Annotated in this window: 18 protein-coding genes; 13 read left to right on the forward strand and 5 right to left on the reverse strand. The window is 45.2% G+C overall.

The window, feature by feature from the left end; all coding sequences use genetic code 11:
* The first annotated feature begins 54 nt into the window (after window positions 1–54).
* The 12 genes from AYW75_RS07135 to AYW75_RS07190 all read left to right on the forward strand — a co-directional run bounded on the left by AYW75_RS07135 (window position 55) and on the right by AYW75_RS07190 (window position 13,076).
* Complete coding sequence (locus AYW75_RS07135) at window positions 55–1,536, forward strand: bifunctional ADP-dependent NAD(P)H-hydrate dehydratase/NAD(P)H-hydrate epimerase (protein WP_067097456.1); 1,482 nt, start codon at window positions 55–57, stop codon at window positions 1,534–1,536.
* 40 nt (window positions 1,537–1,576) lie between these two features.
* Window positions 1,577–2,047, forward strand: coding sequence for a tRNA (adenosine(37)-N6)-threonylcarbamoyltransferase complex ATPase subunit type 1 TsaE (gene tsaE / locus AYW75_RS07140; RefSeq protein ID WP_082856432.1), 471 nt, complete (start codon window positions 1,577–1,579; stop codon window positions 2,045–2,047).
* Between the two features lie 120 nt (window positions 2,048–2,167).
* Entirely contained in the window at window positions 2,168–3,487 is a 1,320-nt protein-coding gene (locus tag AYW75_RS07145) for an N-acetylmuramoyl-L-alanine amidase (protein WP_231886160.1), read from the forward strand.
* Window positions 3,488–3,511: 24 nt separating this feature from the next.
* A complete protein-coding gene (gene mutL / locus AYW75_RS07150; protein WP_067097464.1) occupies window positions 3,512–5,485 on the forward strand; it encodes a DNA mismatch repair endonuclease MutL in 1,974 nt (657 codons plus the stop codon).
* 3 nt (window positions 5,486–5,488) lie between these two features.
* A complete protein-coding gene (gene miaA, locus AYW75_RS07155; RefSeq protein ID WP_067097467.1) occupies window positions 5,489–6,421 on the forward strand; it encodes a tRNA (adenosine(37)-N6)-dimethylallyltransferase MiaA in 933 nt (310 codons plus the stop codon).
* 88 nt (window positions 6,422–6,509) lie between these two features.
* The gene (gene hfq / locus AYW75_RS07160) at window positions 6,510–6,755 is read left to right on the forward strand and encodes an RNA chaperone Hfq (RefSeq protein ID WP_067097470.1); all 246 of its coding nucleotides are present in this window, start codon (window positions 6,510–6,512) and stop codon (window positions 6,753–6,755) included.
* Between the two features lie 36 nt (window positions 6,756–6,791).
* The gene (gene hflX / locus AYW75_RS07165; protein WP_067036912.1) at window positions 6,792–8,081 is read left to right on the forward strand and encodes a ribosome rescue GTPase HflX; all 1,290 of its coding nucleotides are present in this window, start codon (window positions 6,792–6,794) and stop codon (window positions 8,079–8,081) included.
* A 37-nt stretch (window positions 8,082–8,118) separates the two neighbouring features.
* The gene (hflK, locus tag AYW75_RS07170; protein ID WP_067097473.1) at window positions 8,119–9,366 is read left to right on the forward strand and encodes an FtsH protease activity modulator HflK; all 1,248 of its coding nucleotides are present in this window, start codon (window positions 8,119–8,121) and stop codon (window positions 9,364–9,366) included.
* Complete coding sequence (gene hflC, locus AYW75_RS07175) at window positions 9,366–10,232, forward strand: protease modulator HflC (RefSeq protein WP_067097476.1); 867 nt, start codon at window positions 9,366–9,368, stop codon at window positions 10,230–10,232. The genes hflK and hflC overlap by 1 nt, the downstream gene beginning before the upstream one ends.
* A gap of 119 nt (window positions 10,233–10,351) precedes the next feature.
* The gene (locus tag AYW75_RS07180; protein ID WP_067097479.1) at window positions 10,352–10,549 is read left to right on the forward strand and encodes a DUF2065 domain-containing protein; all 198 of its coding nucleotides are present in this window, start codon (window positions 10,352–10,354) and stop codon (window positions 10,547–10,549) included.
* Between the two features lie 14 nt (window positions 10,550–10,563).
* Window positions 10,564–11,739, forward strand: coding sequence for an ATP phosphoribosyltransferase regulatory subunit (locus AYW75_RS07185; RefSeq protein WP_067097481.1), 1,176 nt, complete (start codon window positions 10,564–10,566; stop codon window positions 11,737–11,739).
* A gap of 38 nt (window positions 11,740–11,777) precedes the next feature.
* Window positions 11,778–13,076: an adenylosuccinate synthase gene (locus AYW75_RS07190; RefSeq protein ID WP_067097702.1), complete on the forward strand. Its 1,299-nt coding sequence runs from the start codon at window positions 11,778–11,780 to the stop codon at window positions 13,074–13,076.
* Window positions 13,077–13,175: 99 nt separating this feature from the next.
* On the opposite strand, the gene AYW75_RS07195 is transcribed toward AYW75_RS07190, so the two are convergent.
* Window positions 13,176–14,171: a GGDEF domain-containing protein gene (locus tag AYW75_RS07195; protein ID WP_156490823.1), complete on the reverse strand. Its 996-nt coding sequence runs from the start codon at window positions 14,169–14,171 to the stop codon at window positions 13,176–13,178.
* Window positions 14,172–14,354: 183 nt separating this feature from the next.
* Between AYW75_RS07195 and yegD the strand changes: the two genes are divergently transcribed.
* The gene (gene yegD, locus AYW75_RS07200) at window positions 14,355–15,716 is read left to right on the forward strand and encodes a molecular chaperone (RefSeq protein WP_067097490.1); all 1,362 of its coding nucleotides are present in this window, start codon (window positions 14,355–14,357) and stop codon (window positions 15,714–15,716) included.
* A 46-nt stretch (window positions 15,717–15,762) separates the two neighbouring features.
* On the opposite strand, the gene AYW75_RS07205 is transcribed toward yegD, so the two are convergent.
* The 4 genes from AYW75_RS07205 to AYW75_RS07220 form a co-directional block, all read right to left on the reverse strand.
* A complete protein-coding gene (locus AYW75_RS07205) occupies window positions 15,763–16,167 on the reverse strand; it encodes a DUF2069 domain-containing protein (RefSeq protein WP_067097493.1) in 405 nt (134 codons plus the stop codon).
* A gap of 80 nt (window positions 16,168–16,247) precedes the next feature.
* Window positions 16,248–16,847 (reverse strand): NAD(P)H:quinone oxidoreductase, encoded by a 600-nt coding sequence (wrbA, locus tag AYW75_RS07210; RefSeq protein ID WP_067097496.1) that lies wholly within the window; start codon window positions 16,845–16,847, stop codon window positions 16,248–16,250.
* Window positions 16,844–17,191, reverse strand: a complete 348-nt coding sequence (arsC, locus tag AYW75_RS07215; RefSeq protein ID WP_067097499.1) for an arsenate reductase (glutaredoxin) — start codon at window positions 17,189–17,191, stop codon at window positions 16,844–16,846. Before arsC ends, wrbA begins: the two co-directional genes overlap by 4 nt.
* A 116-nt stretch (window positions 17,192–17,307) precedes the next feature.
* Window positions 17,308–19,035: a proline--tRNA ligase gene (locus AYW75_RS07220; RefSeq protein WP_067097502.1), complete on the reverse strand. Its 1,728-nt coding sequence runs from the start codon at window positions 19,033–19,035 to the stop codon at window positions 17,308–17,310.
* Between the last annotated feature and the right edge of the window lie 33 nt (window positions 19,036–19,068).

The following is a 19,068-nucleotide window of genomic DNA, read 5'->3' on the forward strand; positions in this document are numbered from 1 at the left end:
CTTCTTTTGTTCAAGAGTCTTGGTTCTATGCTCATAACATCGGAGACCTCTATCATGTCATCTTTGCTTTCATCACGTTTTCTTAATCCCTTGTTCGACGTGGCTGCTATTCGGTCTCGTGAGCAGGCCAGCTTTGCCCATGAAGGTGCGAGCTTTCCAATGATGTTGCGTGCGGGTCAGGCTCTTTATAACCATATCTTGCGGCGTCAACGCGGGGTGACTCACCTAGCGATTGTTGTCGGTGGCGGCAATAATGGCGGCGATGGGTGGGTGGTGGCGGCTCTTGCTGCGCAAGATGGCTTGCAGGTTATTGTTTATGATGCAGCGAGTTCTCCTAGGAAAGGGGATGCCTTGCGGGCGGAGAAAATAGCCTATGAGCTTGAAAATGTTCAAGTAAGAAGCATTGATGAGCTAGATGATGATCACGCTCCTGTGATCGTTGATGCTTTGTTGGGCATTGGTTTTAGGGCGCCGTTGTCTGCGCAATTTGAGCGAGCGATTCAGATAATGAATGGTTTAGCTGATGCGGGCGCTTGGTTAGTTAGTGTGGATTGCCCTAGTGGTTTAGATTTGTTCACAGGTAAGGCTGAGTTGGCGGTGCAAGCCGATCTAGTGGTAACTTTTATTGGTGACAAAATAGGGCATTATTTGCAAGACGGTCCGTCTTTCTACCGCGAAATTGTGACGGAGAACTTACAGGCTGTTGATCTGTCCGAGCAGCCGCAAGCCTATTTTTTGGCTGCCACAGCACTTGATGTTATGCCCCCCTGTGGGCGTAAGCCAAACTCTCATAAAGGAACTTATGGGCATGTCACAGTCATAGCTGGAGATCACGGGTATGGCGGTGCTGCCATTATGGCAAGTGAGGCGGTTGCTAAAAGTGGTGCTGGCACAGTGTGTTTATATACCCAAGAGAGGCATCTGAACGCCTCTTTGGTACGTAATCCTAATGTGATGGCAGTCGCGTCACATGAAATGAATATTTCTTCAACGCTCAGAGGACAAGAGTCTGTATTGGTAATAGGGCCTGGTTTAGGGCGCTCCGCATGGTCACAAAGTATATGGCAGCAATTTCAAGTGTTGGGTGATTATCCAACCATCATTGATGCAGACGGTTTGTATTGGTTGACTGAGCAACCAGTTGTGAGACAAAAAATGGTGCTAACACCTCATCCTGGAGAGGCGGCTAGGCTGTTAAGCAAAAAGGTCCCGGAAATACTTCAAGATTTACCTTTGGCTGTACGTACCATCGCAGATCGTTACCAATCAGTGGTGATATTGAAAGGAGCAACAAGTGTCGTAGCGGCACCTGATGGGCGCACCATGATTGTTGGGGGGGCTTGTCCTGGCTTGGCTAAGGGCGGCTCAGGGGATGTATTAAGTGGCATGGTGGGGTCATGTTTGGCGTATTATGACGACGTTTTTGAAGCGGCAGTCATTGCGGCTGCTTGGCACAACAAAGCGGCGCAAAAATGTCAGCAGAATATAGGTATGGTGGCAATGCAGCCCTATCAATTATTGGATTATCTAGAATAAAATTTCGCATGCAGACGTGTGTAGGTAAGTGAGTAACATTATGTTGTTTGAAAAAGAAGTGTTTGGTGAAGAGTCAATGGAGCTGTTTGGTGAGAACCTTTCAGCATCACTCAAAAGTGGTGGAGTGGTGTATTTAGATGGCAATCTAGGCATGGGGAAGACCACGTTGGTGCGGGGGATTCTTCGAGGTTTGGGCTATATTGGTCCGGTTAAAAGTCCGACCTATACCATTGTTGAACCTTATGAGTTTGAAAATCAGGACGTCTTTCACTTTGATCTCTATCGCATCAGTAACCCTGAAGAATTAGAATACATGGGGATTCGTGATTATTTTAAAGATGGCGCTTTATGTTTAGTAGAATGGGCCGAAATGGGAGAGGGTGTATTGCCAAAGCCTGATTTAGTGGTTCACCTAGAGTTAGTGCGGCATGGTAGATCAGTCTCTATTGAACCGAAAACCAGCTACGGTGTCGAAGCAGTAGCTCAAATATCGCAACGGCTTGCCAGCTAGATAATTCGAGGAGGCTTTAGCCTCCTTTTTTGTGCTCAATATATTGTCTATTTGAGATCAGTGACGGCAACCGTTATAGTGTAATCATATACTTGCTAGCTGTCTGATATGTATAAAAAAATGTTTTCTATTAATTGGCTATTGCCAGTGCTTTTGTTGACAATGAGCACGCTGATGCAGGCCGCTCAAGTCAAAGATATTCGTGTCGGTCAACAACCTGGCTCAACGCGCCTTGTGTTTGAGCTTGATAGCTCTGTTGACCATCGTATGTTCCCACTTAGCAACCCTGATCGGGTTGTGTTGGACATTAATGATACCGTTATTTCGCAAGACGTCGTGGCAAGTCTTTCTGCATTGTCTTCCGACGCGCTTTTGCGTGTGCGTTATGCTAAACGCGACTCAGGCATGCGCTTTGTTCTCGACCTCAATAAAAAAGTCAAAGCTAGAACGACTAAGTTGGCTGCATCAGGCGGCTACGGGCCTCGCATTTTGGTGGAGTTGGACTACGGCGTGCAGAGTAGTTCTGCCCCGACGGTCGTTAAAAGTCTGGCATCCATTTCTGATGAGAAGCGCGATATTGTCGTGGTGATTGACCCTGGGCATGGTGGTAAAGATCCTGGTGCACTGGGTCAATACAAGGTTAGGGAAAAAGACATTGTGTTGTCGATTGGTCGAGAGCTGGCAAAACGTTTGAATGCGAAGCCAGGAATTAAGGCCGTGATGACTCGCTCTACAGATGTGTATTTGCAATTGCGTGATCGTTCACGGGTAGCTCGCGAAGCCAACGCGGACCTGATGATTTCAATTCATGCGGATGCGTTTACAAAGTCCTCGGCTCGTGGAGCGTCTGTTTGGGCGCTGTCACTGAGCGGTAAGACTTCTGAAATGGGTCGTTGGTTGGCGCAACAAGAGCAATCTGCTGACTTAGTAGGTGGCATCTCGTTAGATGATAAAGACCAACTGTTAGCCGAAGTGCTGCTTGATATGTCAATGAATTCAACCATTCAGATGAGTTTAGATATCGGTAAAGAAGTCTTGGGTGAAATGCGTGGCGTTGCCAAACTGCATAAAAACTCAGTCCAGCAAGCTGGCTTTGTGGTGTTGAAATCACCCGATATTCCTTCTATTTTGATCGAGACAGGGTTCGTATCGAACAAAACAGAAGCAAAAAATCTATCGAGTCTGACGTATCGTCGGAAATTGGCTTCTTCAATTGCCAAAGGAGTTGAGGATTTCTTTGTCTCGAATCCTCCGGATGGTACTTATATCGCTTGGCGAAAAACACAAAAAGGTGGCTACACCTACACGGTGTCAAAAGGCGATACATTGTCAGAAATTGCCAGAAAGAATGGTGTGTCTCTTGACTCTTTGCGCTCAGCCAATACCCTACGCAACGATGTAATTTGGATAGGCCAAAAGTTATCTATCCCTGCCGGTTAAACGACCTTTTTGCTAAGGAGTCTCATGACTAGAATCAATTTGCTGTCCCCTCGCTTAGCTAACCAAATAGCGGCGGGGGAGGTAGTAGAACGCCCCGCATCGGTTGTAAAAGAATTACTGGAAAATAGTTTAGACGCAGGTGCTACTCAGCTTGATATTGATGTTGAGCAGGGCGGTGTGCGCGGTATCAAGATTCGAGATAATGGTCGTGGTATTGTCAAAGACGATTTGTCTTTAGCGCTAAGCCGACATGCGACAAGTAAGATTATCACGCTAGATGACTTAGAGGCGGTTGCAACACTTGGGTTTCGTGGTGAAGCCTTGGCCAGTATCAGTTCTGTGTCGCGTTTACACTTAACATCTTGTGCCGAAGGTGAGCCTGAGGCTTGGCGTGTCGAAGCGGAAGGTAAGGACATGGCGACGTCTGTTCGACCTGCGTCACATCCTCAAGGTACGACGATCGAGGCGCGCGATCTGTTTTTTAATACGCCAGCGCGACGCAAATTTCTGCGGACAGAGAAAACAGAATTCAATCATTTAGAAGAAGTTGTAAAGCGGTTGGCGCTTAGTCGCTACGACGTAGGTTTTCGCTTAAGTCATAATGGTAAGCAAGTGTATGATCTTCGTCCGGTCCAAGATCAGCTGCATGCGGAGCATCGCTTAGCAAACTTGTTGGGTAAAAAATTCATTGAGAATGCGCTGACCATTGATGTTGAGGCGGCAGGATTGCGTTTGTGGGGATGGATTGGCTTACCAACTTTTTCTCGATCGCAGGCAGATTTGCAGTATTTCTTTGTGAACGGCCGTGTTGTGCGTGACAAGTTGGTTGCTCATGCGGTGCGCCAGGCTTATCGCGATGTGTTATATAACGGTCGCCATCCTACCTTTGTTCTGTATCTTGAGTTGGACCCTGGCACGGTTGATGTAAATGTTCACCCAACTAAACATGAAGTGCGTTTTCGTGATGGGCGATTGGTGCATGACTTCTTGTTCAGTCGTATTCATAAAGTATTGGCAGATGTTCGGCCTGAGTCGGGGATGCAGGGGGCTGCTGAACACCCAATCCAGCAGCAAGAACCACAAATTAAAGATCAAGCGAATTTAGGCTTAGGGCACCCTTCGGCAGCCCGGGATGCCTCTTGGATGAGTTCGGGTCAAAATAGTGGGCATACACCAAACTCTTACACACCAAAGGATGTGCCTACAACAGGTCAAGTGACTGGTCAACTCAGCGCAGTGTCTAAGATGAACGACTTTGCTCGTCAGTTTGAAGGCGAGCATATTGACCCTGAAACAGGTGAAATTACGCCTGTCGTCACTCAAGCGGCCCCTTTTGTAAGCACAAACGATGCCAGTTTTAGTGTCACTGAAAGGACGGGGCGAGTGCGTGAACCGATGCCAAGTCACTCAATAACACCGCCACTAGGTTACGCGGTGGCGCAAATACATGGCGTGTATATCCTATCGGAAACGGAAACCGGCATGATCATCGTTGATATGCATGCCGCGCATGAGCGTATTGTCTATGAGCGAATGAAAGCTGCGTTTTATGCCAAAAGTGTCGCGTCTCAGCCTCTATTGGTACCTATTAATGTATCTTTATCGCAAGCAGAAGCGGATTTGGTGGAAGACTGTGATGATGTGTTTGCGCAATTTGGTTTTAAAATAGAGCGTTCTGGCCCTGAAAGTGTCATGGTGCGCGAAGTGCCGATCATATTAATTGACGGCGATATTGAGAGCTTGGTTCGAGATGTGATTAGCGATTTGGTAGTCAATGGAACCAGCGACTTATTGCAAGCACGTGCTAATGAGTTAATGGCGACGATGTCTTGTCACGGTGCTGTTCGAGCGAACCGAAAGTTGACCATTGCTGAAATGAACAGTTTGCTTCGTGATATGGAAATTACTGAGCGCAGTGGGCAATGTAACCATGGACGACCAACTTGGACTCAGTTATCCATGTCTGATTTAGATAAATTATTTTTACGGGGCCGCTAAAACATGTCTAAACCTAAAGTCGTTTGCTTAATGGGGCCAACTGCCTCAGGTAAAACAGGGCTTGCTGTTGAGCTTGCCAATCAGCACGGCTATGACATTATCAGTGTCGACTCCGCCTTAGTGTACAAAGGTATGGATATTGGTACTGCTAAACCGGATGCAGAAACATTAGCCAAGGCGCCACACCGTTTAATCGATATTATTGAGCCAACTGAAAGTTACTCTGCGGCTGATTTTTTATCTGATGCGCAACGTGAAGTAGAAGATATTGTGGCGCAAGGTAAAACGCCACTCTTGGTGGGCGGCACTATGATGTATTTCAATGCGTTGCAAAATGGATTGGCGCCAATGCCGTCAGCGGATCCGGCAATTCGTGCTGAGTTTGATCAGCATGCTGCTAAGTTTGGTTTAGCGAGTTTGCATGAACAGCTAAAAGAAATTGATCCAGTGGCGGCAGCTAGAATCAATCCAAATGATCCTCAGCGATTACAGCGTGCATTAGAGGTTTACCGTTTGACGGGTAAAACTATGACTCAATTGTGGGCGGAGCAAGAAGCACAGGAACTGCCGTTTGAGTTAATTAATATTGCTGTAATGCCGCAAGAGCGTTCAGTGCTTCATCAGCGTATAGAGCAGCGCTTTCATATTATGATGGAGCAGGGCTTCCTAGCGGAGGTTGAGGCGCTGTATCGACGCGGAGACTTAACGATCGATATGCCATCGATTCGCTGTGTCGGATACCGTCAGCTGTGGCAGTATTTGGAAGGGGAAGATACCCTTGATGAAGCTATATTTAAGGGAGTTGTTGCAACAAGGCAATTAGCAAAACGTCAGCATACTTGGTTACGTGGCTGGGATGATTTAGTGTTTTTTGATAGCTTACATAAAGATCTTTTAGGACAAACCTTGAAATACTTGGAAAGCGAGATTATATAAGGGGAAATCAGAAAAGTTTTGGTGTACTATCTATAGTATTGTTTTGCCAATATTTTAATTATAAGTTTGCTTGCTTAAGGAGAATCCGATGTCAAAAGGGCAGTCATTACAAGACCCTTACTTAAACGTACTTCGCAAAGAAAGAGTGCCTGTATCTATCTTTCTTGTGAATGGTATTAAGCTTCAAGGACAGATCGAGTCATTTGATCAGTTTGTGATTTTGTTGAAAAACACTGTTAGCCAAATGGTGTACAAACACGCAATCTCGACTGTTGTTCCATCACGCACTATTCGTCTACCGTCTCCTGATCAGGCGGAAGATGCTGCAGAATAAGTTTGTTCAGACTAGAGCAAACAGAGGTTATATAACTTGTTTTTCGAACGCCCTGAAAGTGGTGAAATTGCTGTACTGGTTCATATCGATTTTCATGATTCCGACGATAATCATGGGCCAGAAGAGTTCGTAGAACTCGCTCTCTCTGCTGGCGCTGATCCTGTTGCTGTTGTAACTGGATCTCGACAAAGACCTGATTCTAGGTTCTTTGTCGGTACCGGCAAATTAGATGAAATCAAAGATATTGTGATCCGAGAAGAAGCCCAAGTGGTGCTTTTCGACCATGCCTTATCCCCCTCACAAGAGCGTAATCTTGAAAGTGTCTTGAATTGCCGAGTGCTTGACCGCACTGGTTTGATTCTAGATATTTTTGCGCAACGTGCTCGTACGCATGAAGGTAAGCTGCAAGTGGAGCTTGCCCAGTTACAGCATATGTCGACTCGATTAATTCGAGGTTGGACGCACCTTGAGCGCCAAAAAGGTGGTATAGGAATGCGCGGTCCAGGTGAAACACAGCTTGAAACGGACCGTCGATTACTTCGTGAGCGCATTAAATCCATCCAAAAACGTCTTGCTAAAGTAAATTCACAGCGTGACCAAAGTCGTCGTGCTCGTTCTCGATCAGATGTGCCTACGGTTTCGCTCGTAGGTTACACCAACGCTGGCAAGTCGACTTTGTTTAATCGTGCTACTGGTGCTGACGTTTATGCGGCTGACCAGCTATTTGCAACATTGGATCCGACGCTACGACGTCTTGATCTTGAGCAAGTGGGTACGATTGTGTTGGCGGATACGGTAGGTTTTATTCGAAAATTACCGCACCGATTAGTAAAGGCATTCCAGGCAACATTGAAAGAATCGGCAGAGTCTGACCTTTTACTGCATGTCGTGGATGCTGCAGATGTTAACCGCGACGAAAATATTGCTGATGTCGATATTGTTCTAGAAGAAATTGGTGCTAATGAGCTGCCAATTCTGAAAGTATTTAATAAAATTGATGCGATGCCGACCGGTGAACCTCGAATTGATCGTGATGAGCATGGGAACCCTGTGCGAGTTTGGGTGTCTGCTCGTGATGGGGTCGGCATTGATTTACTTGAGCAAGCGATTGCTGAACTATTATCTGAAGACGTTGTTAAAGAAACTATCGTCGTTCCTGTTGAACAAGGTCGATTTAGGGCTATGTTGTTCGAGCAAGGCGGTGTTAAAAACGAAACTTACAACGAATTAGGGCAATCTGTGCTTGAATTGTGCTTGCCTCGCAAGGATTATCTACAAATACTTGCTAGAGTGGGTATGTCTGAAGAACAAGTTCAGGCAGCCTAATCACCGGATTATCATTACAAGAAAGTGGAGATGTAGTATGGCCTGGAATGAACCGGGTAATAACGACAACGACCCATGGAACACGGATAAAAACCGTAACAGCAATGGGGGGCGTGATAAAGAGCCGGATAAAGAGCCAAATAACGACCCTTGGGGTCGTCAAGGTCAGAGTAATGGTGGCAAAGATCAATCACCACCTGACCTTGATGAGGCTTTTAACAAGCTAATGGGTATGCTGGGCGTTAATAAAAAACGCAATGGCGGCTCAGGATCTAATGGTGGTCCAGGAATGGGCGGCAAATTAGGTAGCGGCTTGGTGGGAATCGTGGTTGTTGGTTTGTTTGCCTTATGGGCAGCAACGGGCATCTATCAGGTTGACCAGCAAGAGCGTGGTGTTGTTCTTCGTTTGGGTAAATTTCATGAAACGGTTATGCCGGGTCTGCATTGGAATCCACCATTAATTGACTCTGTGACACGTGTCAACGTAACGAAAGTACGTTCGCACGATCATAAAGCATTGATGTTGACCGTGGATGAAGCGATTGTTGAAGTGGGCGTATCCGTTCAATACTCAATCGATAATCCGCGCGACTTCGTTCTAAATGTTCGTGCGCCGGAGGATTCTCTAGCGCAAGCAGTTGAGAGTTCACTGCGTCACGTTGTTGGTACCACCGAAATGGACCAGATTTTGACCGAAGGTCGTGAGGTGTTAGCGGCGGAAGTGAAAGAGCGTCTTCAGTCTTACATTAGTGATTACGGTACAGGCTTGCTGATTTCTAAAGTGAACGTTGAAAATACGCAAGCTCCCAATCAAGTTCAGGCGGCGTTTGATGATGTAATCAAAGCCAAAGAAGATGAGCAACGTGTTCGTAACGAGGCAGAATCATACGCAAACGGAATCATTCCGGAAGCGCGTGGTCGAGCTCAGCGTATTCGTGAAGAAGCCGAAGCTTATCGTTCTGAGATCGTTGCGCGTGCTCAAGGTCAGGCAGATCGTTTTGATCGCCTATACCAAGAGTATGCAAAAGCACCTGAAGTTACTCGTCAGCGTCTATATCTAGAGACGATTGAAACGATTTACAAAGGGGCAAATAAGGTTGTTGTTGATTCGAAAAATGGTAACAACATGATGTACTTGCCACTTGATCAGATTATGAAACAACGTGCTTCATCGTCTGATGCAGATCGAGTTGGTTCATCTTCTATCAGCTCGCTGACAGATCAGGTGATTTCTGAGATCCGTAGTCGTCAAAGTTCAAGTCCGGTGCGTGAGGGGAGAAACTAATGAAAAACCTATCTTTTGCGATTTTATTTATCGTATTGGCAGCGGTTTTAGTTGCTTCTCAGACTCTTTACGTAGTTAAGGAAACTGAGCGTGCGGTGGTTCTTAAGTTTGGTGAGATTGTTCAGGCGGATGTTCAGCCTGGTATTCACTTCAAATTGCCGATTATGAACGATGTGAAGAAATTCGATGCGCGTATTTTGACGATGGATTCACGTCCTCAGCGTTATCTAACGCTTGAGAAAAAAGCGGTTATTGTGGATTCCTACGTTAAATGGAAGATTGCCGATGTAGCGCGTTTCTATCAGGCAACGTCTGGTGATGAATTTGTTGCCAATCGAGTGTTGTCTTCGCGTGTTGATACTGGCCTGCGTAACCAATTTGGTGAGCGTACTATGCATGAAGTGGTGTCGGGTGAGCGTGAAGAACTGATGACTGAGTTGCGTGATCGTATTGATGGCGTTGCCCAAAATGAGTTGGGTATTACGATTGTTGATATTCGTGTGAAGCGAATTGATCTGCCGCCAGATGTAAGTGAATCTGTTTACCAGCGTATGCGTACTGAGCGTGAGCGTGAAGCTCGTGAACACCGTTCTAAAGGTCTAGAGCTTGCAGAAGGTATTCGTGCCGATGCAGATCGTCAGCGAGTGGTGCTTGAAGCAGAAGCGCAGCGTGATGCGGAAATGATTCGTGGTGACGGCGATGCGCAAGCAGCTTCTGTATACGCTGAAGCTTATCAGCAAGATCCTGAGTTCTATGATTTTTATCGTAGCCTTCAAGCTTACCGTGCAAGTTTTGAAAACAGCGGTGATGTGTTCATTTTGGATCCTGAAAGCGATTTCTTTAAGTACTTTAAAGAAACGAAATAAAGAACTGATATTTGGCTGACTTGCAGGCTCTTATGCCTGTAAGTCAGCCATAAATTCATGATAGAATCAGCAAAACCGGGTAAAGCCCGGTTTTTTAATGGTCAAAATATAGAGAGTCTATGCAGGAATTGTTGCATTCGCTTCTAGTTGGTTTCAGCTTGTTACTGATTGCCGAAGGGGTTTTACCGTTTTTGAAGCCAAATTTGTGGCGTGAAATAATGGTAAGAGCGATCGCAAGTTCAGATAAAAACTTGCGGGTGCTTGGGGCGGTGAGTATGTTTCTTGGATTAATGCTCCTATTACTGGCCCGAAGCTAAGAGGATACAGTTTAATGACACTAGCAGATCGCTGGTTGCTACCAGATGGTGTTGACGAGGCTTTGCCTAAACAGGCGGCTAAGATTGAACACCTTAGAAGAACACTGCTTAATCTCCACGAAAGTTGGGGTTACCAATTGGTCATCCCTCCTCTAATCGAGTACCTAGATTCTTTGTTAATCGGTGCTGGCTCGGATCTAGAGATCGAAACCTTTAAAGTTATTGATCAGCTATCTGGTCGATTGATGGGTATTCGTGCTGACTTTACTTCGCAAGTGGCTCGTATTGATGCCCATTGTCTAAAAAATGACGGTGTTGAGCGTCTTAGCTATTGCGGCAGCGTATTACGTACTACCCCGGCAGGTCTTGATGGAACGCGAAGCCCTATTCAATTAGGAGCTGAGTTATATGGACACAGTGGTATTGAAAGTGATTTAGAAATTCTGTCTCTTATGCTGGATACCTTGACTCAAGCTGGCTTAACGAAACTAGTATTAGACGTTGGTCATATTGATGTTGTCCGTGGTGTCATGGCTGCATCAGGTTTAACTAAAGAGCAAGAAACTAAATTAGCTGCTTTTTACAAAGCTAAAGGACTTCCTGAACTTGAAGCGTTTCTTGCTGTTACTGATATCGATGCAAAAGCGAAAGTATGGTTGGCTGAATTGCCTAGATTATGTGGTGGTGTTGAGGCATTGGATCGTGCTGAAGCTGTGCTATCAGGCGTGAGCGATTCGGTTTCAAATGCGTTAGCGCAAATTCGTGCTGTCGCGAACGTTGTATCAGCTCGGTTTGGTTCTGTTGGCCTTCATTTTGATCTATCTGATATGGAGTCATATAGCTACCATACCGGACTTGTTTTTGCTGCGTATGTTCCAGGGCATGGTAATGCTGTGGCGCGTGGCGGGCGCTACAATTTTATTGGTGAAGTATTTGGTCGTTCGCGTCCAGCAACCGGCTTTAGTACTGATGTAAAAACATTGGTTGCTTTGGCGGAAGTGGTTGTGACTGAACGCTCGAGCGTTCTTGCACCATCTGAGCACAATGCGTCGCTCTGGCAAAAGATCAAAACACTGCGAGCGGAAGGCTACCGCGTTATTCAGCAGCTTGATCAAGATAGCAGTACATCAGATTTTGATTTTCAGTTGGTGGCAAAAGGCAACAACTGGGAACTAGTTTCAGTTAAATAATGAATTTCGGTTTAGAAATCTTAAGCGAGACCATAAAAATGGGTAAGAACGTTGTTATTCTGGGCACTCAATGGGGTGACGAAGGTAAAGGTAAGGTTGTAGACCTACTAACAGAAGACGTCGCTGCGGTTGTACGTTTTCAAGGTGGCCATAATGCAGGTCACACATTGGTAATCGATGGTAAGAAAACAGTCTTACATTTGATTCCATCTGGCATCCTTCGTGATGGTGTTCAATGTATCATCGGCAACGGTGTTGTATTGTCTCCTGCTGCGTTACTAAAAGAAGTTGAAGAGCTACAAGAGCAGGGCGTGCCTGCTGTTGAGCGTCTTAAGATTAGCCCTGCTTGTCCTTTGATTTTGCCATACCATATTGCAATGGACCAGGCACGTGAAGTGGCAAAAGGCGACAAGAAAATTGGTACAACAGGCCGTGGTATCGGGCCTGCTTATGAAGACAAAGTAGCTCGTCGTGCCATTCGAGTGGCTGACATACTTGATAAAGAGCGTTTTGCCGAGAAGTTGAAAGAAGTGTTGGCCTTCTATAACTTTATGTTGGAAAACTTCTATAAAGTCGAGCCTGTATCATTTGACGAAGTGTATGCAGAAGGTCTAAAAATGGCTGAATTCTTGCGTCCAATGGTTACCGATACGATTAGCTTATTGCACGATTTGCGTAAAGCCGGTGCGAACATCATGTTCGAAGGTGCTCAAGGCTCTTTGTTAGATGTTGACCATGGTACTTACCCGTACGTAACGTCTTCAAATACCACAGCGGGTGGTGCTCCATCTGGTACGGGCTTCGGTCCTCTGTACTTAGATTACGTGCTAGGCATTACCAAAGCGTACACTACACGTGTTGGTGAGGGTCCTTTCCCAACAGAGCTTAGTTGTGCAAACGGTCAACGACTTGGTGAGCGTGGTCACGAGTTCGGTGCAACAACAGGTCGTCAGCGTCGTTGTGGTTGGTTTGATGCAATGGTGCTTCGTCATGCTGTTCAGATCAACTCTATCTCTGGTATCTGCTTAACGAAACTTGATGTACTGGATGGCTTTGAATCGATTCAAGTGTGTGTTGGCTATCAAGATGCGGAAGGTAATGCAGTATCAGGTTCATTAGTAGACAGTGAAAGCTACTACAAAGCGATTCCTGTATACGAAGAGCTTCCTGGTTGGACTGAGTCAACGGTTGGTGCGCCAAGCTTTGACGCCCTTCCTGCAAATGCGCAGGCTTACATTAAGTTCATCGAAGAAAAGATTGGTGTGCCAGTAGATATTATTTCTACAGGTCCTGATCGTAATGAAACAATCGTAGTGCGCGACCCATTTAAATCGTAATGTCGCCTATTAGAGATTGAAAAGCCGAGGCAGTTTGAACTGCCTCGGCTTTTTTTGTTTATATCACTTTATAAATTTGTTTGTGACTAAAGGTTAAGTTTAAAACAGGTCAATTTCACCATGGGCAACCTTGCTTTGCTTGGCAAGACCAGCCTCGACAATTTCATCGTAGAAAGTCGCTCGGTTTCGACCATTTTTTTTGCTGTAATACAGGGCTTGGTCAGCTTGATCCATCAAAGTGACGTGAAAGGTATCTTTTTGGAATTCGCAAATTCCTGCACTGATTGTAATTGGAGCTAAATCATTCATGATGATTTCTTGTACATTGGTTCTAAATTGATCTAAGAGCTCAGCACATTGCTGTCTGGTTAAGTCACGCATTAATACAACAAATTCTTCTCCGCCAAAGCGAAATAGCATGTCGTCTTGACGGAATGTCTGGCGTAAAACTCTGGATACATGGATTAAAACTTCATCACCATATAAATGCCCAGCTGTATCGTTAATAACCTTAAAGTGATCTAGGTCGATAATGGCGATCCAGTTAGTATGGTTATCAGTAAGTTCAGAAAAAGCACTGCCTTGATACAGTTTAATAATGGATTCTTCGAATGTTTTTCGGTTCATTAATCCCGTCAATTCGTCAGTTTGGGCATCGGCTAATAGCGAACTAAAGTTACTATAAATGCTGAGCATACCCTTAATGATATAGCTTTCAGATCGGCTAGGTTTATTATCCAGTGTGATAATAAGATATTGGTTCAGTTGACGGCTTTGTTGTAACACATGAAACGATGTGTATTGATCGTCATGTGCTTTCATGAGTTCATCTAAGTGCCATGTATTAATATAATCCAGAGATGCACGAGTACTATCAGAGACATTGATGTCTTGGTATCGATAGTCGCAGGATTCCCCGTTACTCAGTGAAATTTCCATGATCGGCTCATCTTGGCCATTTAAAGTCAAAATGGAGACCCGCATAGGGCTTAAAATATCGCGGATACTCTTTAATAGGCTAAAAGCAAGTAATTCCTTATCTCTTTGTGCAGTGAAATTCTCAATATGATGAAGGATGTTGTTGGAAATGCTCAAGCCTAATATCCTCTAGGTATGCCGTTTTCATATGATAAACGTTAAATGTGATTAAAAATTATTATAAACCTATTAATTGAGGGGTTACAGAGCTAATTAAAGCCAGAAAAGTTTCTTATGATTCCGCTCATATTATGATAGAGTCCGCGACCCAAATTTATTTGCTTTAGTGAGGTTGTTAGAGTGTATTGCGGATTTGACTATGGTACGTCTAATTGTGCATTAGGGATTCTTGAAAGCGAGAAGCCAAAGTTGGCGGCACTAGAAGGCAGTAATCTGTATTTACCTTCGACTGTTTATGCATTAAGCCGAGACTTTATCACGGAGGCTACAGCGAAAGGGTTGAGTGACTCATTGCGCACGGCTTTTATTGAAAGCCGCAAGGGGATTCTATCTCGTGCTCGTCGTTTCCGGATTGAAGAAGATTATGAAGCTGGCGATCAAGTTTTGTTTTATGGTCGTGAAGCGTTTGCAGAATACTATCAATTTCCAGATGAAGGGTATTTTGTTAAGTCGCCAAAATCTTTTTTAGGGGGTTCTGGCTTGCGTGTCGAGCACATTCAATTTTTTGAAGATGTGGTCGCCGTTATGATGATGAATGTCAAAAAGCGCGCCGAGCAAAGTTTACAGCAAGAGCTTAAGCACACTGTTATCGGTCGTCCGGTCAACTTTCAAGGAATTAACGCAGAAGAGAGTAATCAGCAGGCGCTAGAAATTCTATCGGTCGCCGCTCGACGTGCAGGTTTTGAAAGCGTGGAATTTCAATATGAGCCTATTGCGGCTGGATTGGACTTTGAGCGTCATCTTGAGCAAGATCAAACCGTTTTGGTTGTTGATATTGGTGGTGGTACCAGTGACTGTGCGATGGTGCGTATGGGTCCTGATTATCGTGATAAGGTAGATCGTTCAGGCGACTTTTTAGCCTATACCGGTGAGCGTGTAGGTGGTAATGATCTTGATATTCAGTTGGCAGGGCGTCAGATTATGCCACTGTTTGGGATGGGAGCGGATCTTAAGACCGGTTTGCCAATGCCGACACAAATATACTGGAACGCTGTAACGACCAATGATGTGACGGCTCAAGCAACCTTTAACAGCTTAGAAACTAAGCAGCAAATCGAGCAGTTGCGTCTAGATATGGTTAAGCCTGTGTTGCTGGATCGTTTCAAATTCATGCGTGAGCACAAACATAACTTTCATATCGTTAAGGATGCAGAAGAAGCAAAAATTTCCTTATCAGAAGTCATGCAAATGCAAATTGACCTAAGTTATATCGAATCCGATTTAATGTTGAATCTGCAAAGAGAGCAGTTGGCTGAGGCAATAGTGCATCCTGTCGAAAAAATGATTGGTCTAATGAAAGACGCGATTGCTCAAGCAGGAGAGCGACCAGATGTAATTTATATGACGGGAGGTTCGGCAAAATCGCCTGTGATTCAAGCAGCGATCCGCGAAGAAATTGGTGATATTCCGTTGCTTGATGGCGACCACTTCGGCAGTGTTGCCAGTGGTCTAACGGTTTGGGCTGATCGAATCTATCGCTAACCATTTAGGACTAGTAGGACTAGTAGGACTAGTAGGACTAGTAGGACTAGGTGATGGGTAAATCACTTAGTCCTTTCCATCGCGCGTACAAAAGCCCTAAGCAAAATAGTCCTGCGCCTAATAAGGCCTCGCTCATTCCAATTGGCCATAGTGTTGGGTGAAACCAATGCGTCACACCTGATGTGAAATAGAATAAGCTAATAAAACATACGCCAATTGCACCTTTATAGCTACCATTAATGCTCCCCCACAATGACAACAGCAGTGGCAATAAAACAGCACTTAGTAACATCAAAGGGTGTTGTAAGGAAATCTCAGAAAGTACCAAGTGCCACCATGAGATAACCGAAATTAAGCCTAGATGGTTAAGAATTAAAACAGGTTTATAAGATTGGCAAAGTGTTTTGTAATATTTTTTTTCTTGCTGGGTAATTGAGAAGCGCTTGGCCATGGTGTACTCGTTCAATGTAATGAGCAAATTATAATAATCGCTAATAGTTTACTCATCATTGATGTAGGTCGCGTGACGGACTATTTCTTCAGGCGAATCGCTAATTCAGCTAAGCGTTGTCCTTGTGCCTCGCACAGTGCGATTTCGTCATCACTTAGGCCTGTGTACTGAGTATGCGGGGCAAAGTGAGTGACGCCATAGGGTGTGCCGCCTGTTGCTGTGGCAATTAAAGCTTTGTTCTTGTAGGGCAAGCCTGCCCAAATCATGCCGTGATGAAGTAAAGGAATCATCATTGACTGGATTGTCATTTCGTGACCCCCATGCATTGTACTTGCACTGGCGAAGCCACATGCCGGCTTATCGGCAAGCTGGCCACTCATCCAAATGGGACTGGTCTGATCGAGCATTAGTTTCACTGGGGCTGCCATGCTGCCAAAGTAGGATGGAGAGCCAATCGCTAAGCCATCACAGTTGGCGATGTCATCTAATTCACAGTATGGATAGCCGTCATCCGGAAGGCTTGCGCTGGTTTGCTCGTGATTAAACGATGCTTCAGCGAGTTGGCGAACGTTAACATCTGCCCCAGCGACACGTTGTGCGCCTCGTGCAATGTGCTTGGCCATGGCTGCAACGGAGCCATGGCGCGAGAAATAAACGACAAGAATATTGGCTGTGCTCATGCGAATAGCTCTAGTACCGATTCTGGTGGACGGCCTATTTTAGCCTGCTCATTGTGAACAACAATAGGGCGTTCAATAAGCTTTGGGTGATTGACCATTGCAGCAATCAGTGCCTCTTCGTTATGTTCTTCTTTAAGGTTGAGTTCTTTGTAGATGTCTTCTTTGGTGCGCATTAGTTCACGCGCAGAGTTCATCTGCAGCTGATTTAAAAGTACAGTGATAGTGTCTGCGGAAGGGGGTACTTGGAGGTATAGAATGACGTCGGGAGTAATGCCGTTTTGTTCTAATAGGGCAAGTGTTTCGCGCGATTTTGAGCAGCGGGGGTTATGATAAATAGTGGTCATACGTGGCCTCAAAAAAGTAGTTGAGTAAGTGGTCAGTATGGCGTGCAACGATGTAAACGAAAACACGCAGAGCGCAAAAAGCAGAATGAGGAATCCTCACCCTGCTTTTTACTTTGTTACGCTAGTTTAGTCAGTAAGAACTCGATTGCTTTTGCTTTGGCAATATCTTCACCTTCACCAGTGGCGCGACTCTTGTATTCAAGCGTGCCTTCTTTAAGGCCGCGATCGCCAACAACAATGCGATGTGGAATGCCGATCAATTCACAGTCAGAGAACTTAACACCTGGGCGTTCTTTGCGATCATCAAGGAACACGTCAATGCCTTTAGCTTGAAGTTCAGAGTAAAGTGCTTCACATTCTTCACGAACTGCTTCTGATTTTTCGTAGTTCATACCAATGATAGCGACTGTGTAAGGAGCTATTGATTGTGGCCACTTTATGCCTTTGTCATCAAAGTTCTGCTCGATTGCAGCCGCTACTACACGAGAAACACCTATGCCGTAACAACCCATGTGCATGACTTGTGCTTTACCGTTTTCATCAAGCACGGTTGCTTTCATTGACTCTGAATATGTCTGACCTAATTGGAATATATGGCCGACTTCGATGCCGCGTTTAATAACTATCGTACCGTGTCCATCTGGAGAAGGGTCTCCTTCAACCACATTACGAATATCTGCAACTTCAAACTCGTCACAGTCGCGTGCCCAGTTAAGGCCTATGACGTGATAGTCATCTTTGTTAGCTCCGGCGCAGAAATCAGATAATACTGCTGCTGTTCGATCAACGACGACACGAATGCCTGCCGCTTTAAGGCCTTGTGGCCCAATCGAACCGGGCTGGCAACCAATTTTGGCAACGATGTCAGATTCAGAGGCAAATTCAAATGGTGTAACTGCGCCTTGAATCTTTTCGACTTTGATTTCATTGATGGAATGATCACCACGAAGCACCAACGCGATAATGCTTGGTTCTCCAGCTTCATCAACACCCTTTATCAACATGGTTTTGATGGTTTTTTCAACTGGAAGGTTTAACAGTTTTGCTACGGCTGCAATGGTTTTGCAGTTAGGTGTGTAAATTTCTTTTAATTCTTCCGTTGGTTCATCTGCCGCTTCTTTTAGGCAGACCGCTTCAGCAAGCTCAACATTGGCTGCAAAATCTGATGAGTCGCTGAAAGCGATGTCATCTTCACCAGAATCAGCCAGTACATGGAATTCATGTGAGTAGGCGCCACCAATGGAACCTGTGTCCGCTTGAACTGGGCGGTAGTCTAATCCGATACGATTGAACACTTTGCAGTAGGCATCGTGCATGATGTCGTAAGTTTGTTGCAGCGATTCGGTTGATGCATGGAAAGAGTAGGCATCCTTCATCAAGAATTCGCGTGAACGCATTACACCGAAGCGTGGGCGAACTTCGTCACGAAATTTTGTTTGAATTTGGAATACGTTTAAAGGCAATTGTTTGTAGCTGCTTAACTCGTTACGCGTGATGTCTGTAATGACTTCTTCATGTGTTGGACCAAGGCAGTAGTCGCGATCATGGCGGTCTTTTAATCGAAGCAGCTCAGGGCCGTATTTCTGCCAACGGCCTGTTTCTTCCCAAAGCTCAGCTGGTTGAACGCCTGGCATGATTACTTCTAGGGCGCCAGCCTTTTGCATTTCTTCACGAACGATGGCCTCTACTTTCTTAAGTACTTTGACACCAGTAGGCAGCCATGTGTACAGGCCTTTTGATACTTGGCGAATCATGCCAGCACGGATCATTAGTTGATGGCTTGCTACGACAGCATCTGATGGTGCGTCTCGTAATGTAGAAAAAAGATAGTTGCTTGCGCGCATAATTTGTCGTCTTTCAATAAATAAGTTATTAAC

The organism is Marinomonas atlantica (genome assembly GCF_001639725.1).
Classification (GTDB): domain Bacteria; phylum Pseudomonadota; class Gammaproteobacteria; order Pseudomonadales; family Marinomonadaceae; genus Marinomonas; species Marinomonas atlantica.

Bases quoted from the DNA above. Each gene is read 5' to 3' on its own strand.
- AYW75_RS07135 (WP_067097456.1), top strand. From the start codon at position 55: ATGTCATCTTTGCTTTCATCACGTTTTCTTAATCCCTTGTTCGACGTG.
- tsaE (WP_082856432.1), top strand. From the start codon at position 1,577: ATGTTGTTTGAAAAAGAAGTGTTTGGTGAAGAGTCAATGGAGCTGTTT.
- AYW75_RS07145 (WP_231886160.1), top strand. From the start codon at position 2,168: ATGTTTTCTATTAATTGGCTATTGCCAGTGCTTTTGTTGACAATGAGC.
- mutL (WP_067097464.1), top strand. From the start codon at position 3,512: ATGACTAGAATCAATTTGCTGTCCCCTCGCTTAGCTAACCAAATAGCG.
- miaA (WP_067097467.1), top strand. From the start codon at position 5,489: ATGTCTAAACCTAAAGTCGTTTGCTTAATGGGGCCAACTGCCTCAGGT.
- hfq (WP_067097470.1), top strand. From the start codon at position 6,510: ATGTCAAAAGGGCAGTCATTACAAGACCCTTACTTAAACGTACTTCGC.
- hflK (WP_067097473.1), top strand. From the start codon at position 8,119: ATGGCCTGGAATGAACCGGGTAATAACGACAACGACCCATGGAACACG.
- hflC (WP_067097476.1), top strand. From the start codon at position 9,366: ATGAAAAACCTATCTTTTGCGATTTTATTTATCGTATTGGCAGCGGTT.
- AYW75_RS07180 (WP_067097479.1), top strand. From the start codon at position 10,352: ATGCAGGAATTGTTGCATTCGCTTCTAGTTGGTTTCAGCTTGTTACTG.
- AYW75_RS07185 (WP_067097481.1), top strand. From the start codon at position 10,564: ATGACACTAGCAGATCGCTGGTTGCTACCAGATGGTGTTGACGAGGCT.
- AYW75_RS07190 (WP_067097702.1), top strand. From the start codon at position 11,778: ATGGGTAAGAACGTTGTTATTCTGGGCACTCAATGGGGTGACGAAGGT.
- AYW75_RS07205 (WP_067097493.1), bottom strand. From the start codon at position 16,167: ATGGCCAAGCGCTTCTCAATTACCCAGCAAGAAAAAAAATATTACAAA.
- wrbA (WP_067097496.1), bottom strand. From the start codon at position 16,847: ATGAGCACAGCCAATATTCTTGTCGTTTATTTCTCGCGCCATGGCTCC.
- arsC (WP_067097499.1), bottom strand. From the start codon at position 17,191: ATGACCACTATTTATCATAACCCCCGCTGCTCAAAATCGCGCGAAACA.
- AYW75_RS07220 (WP_067097502.1), bottom strand. From the start codon at position 19,035: ATGCGCGCAAGCAACTATCTTTTTTCTACATTACGAGACGCACCATCA.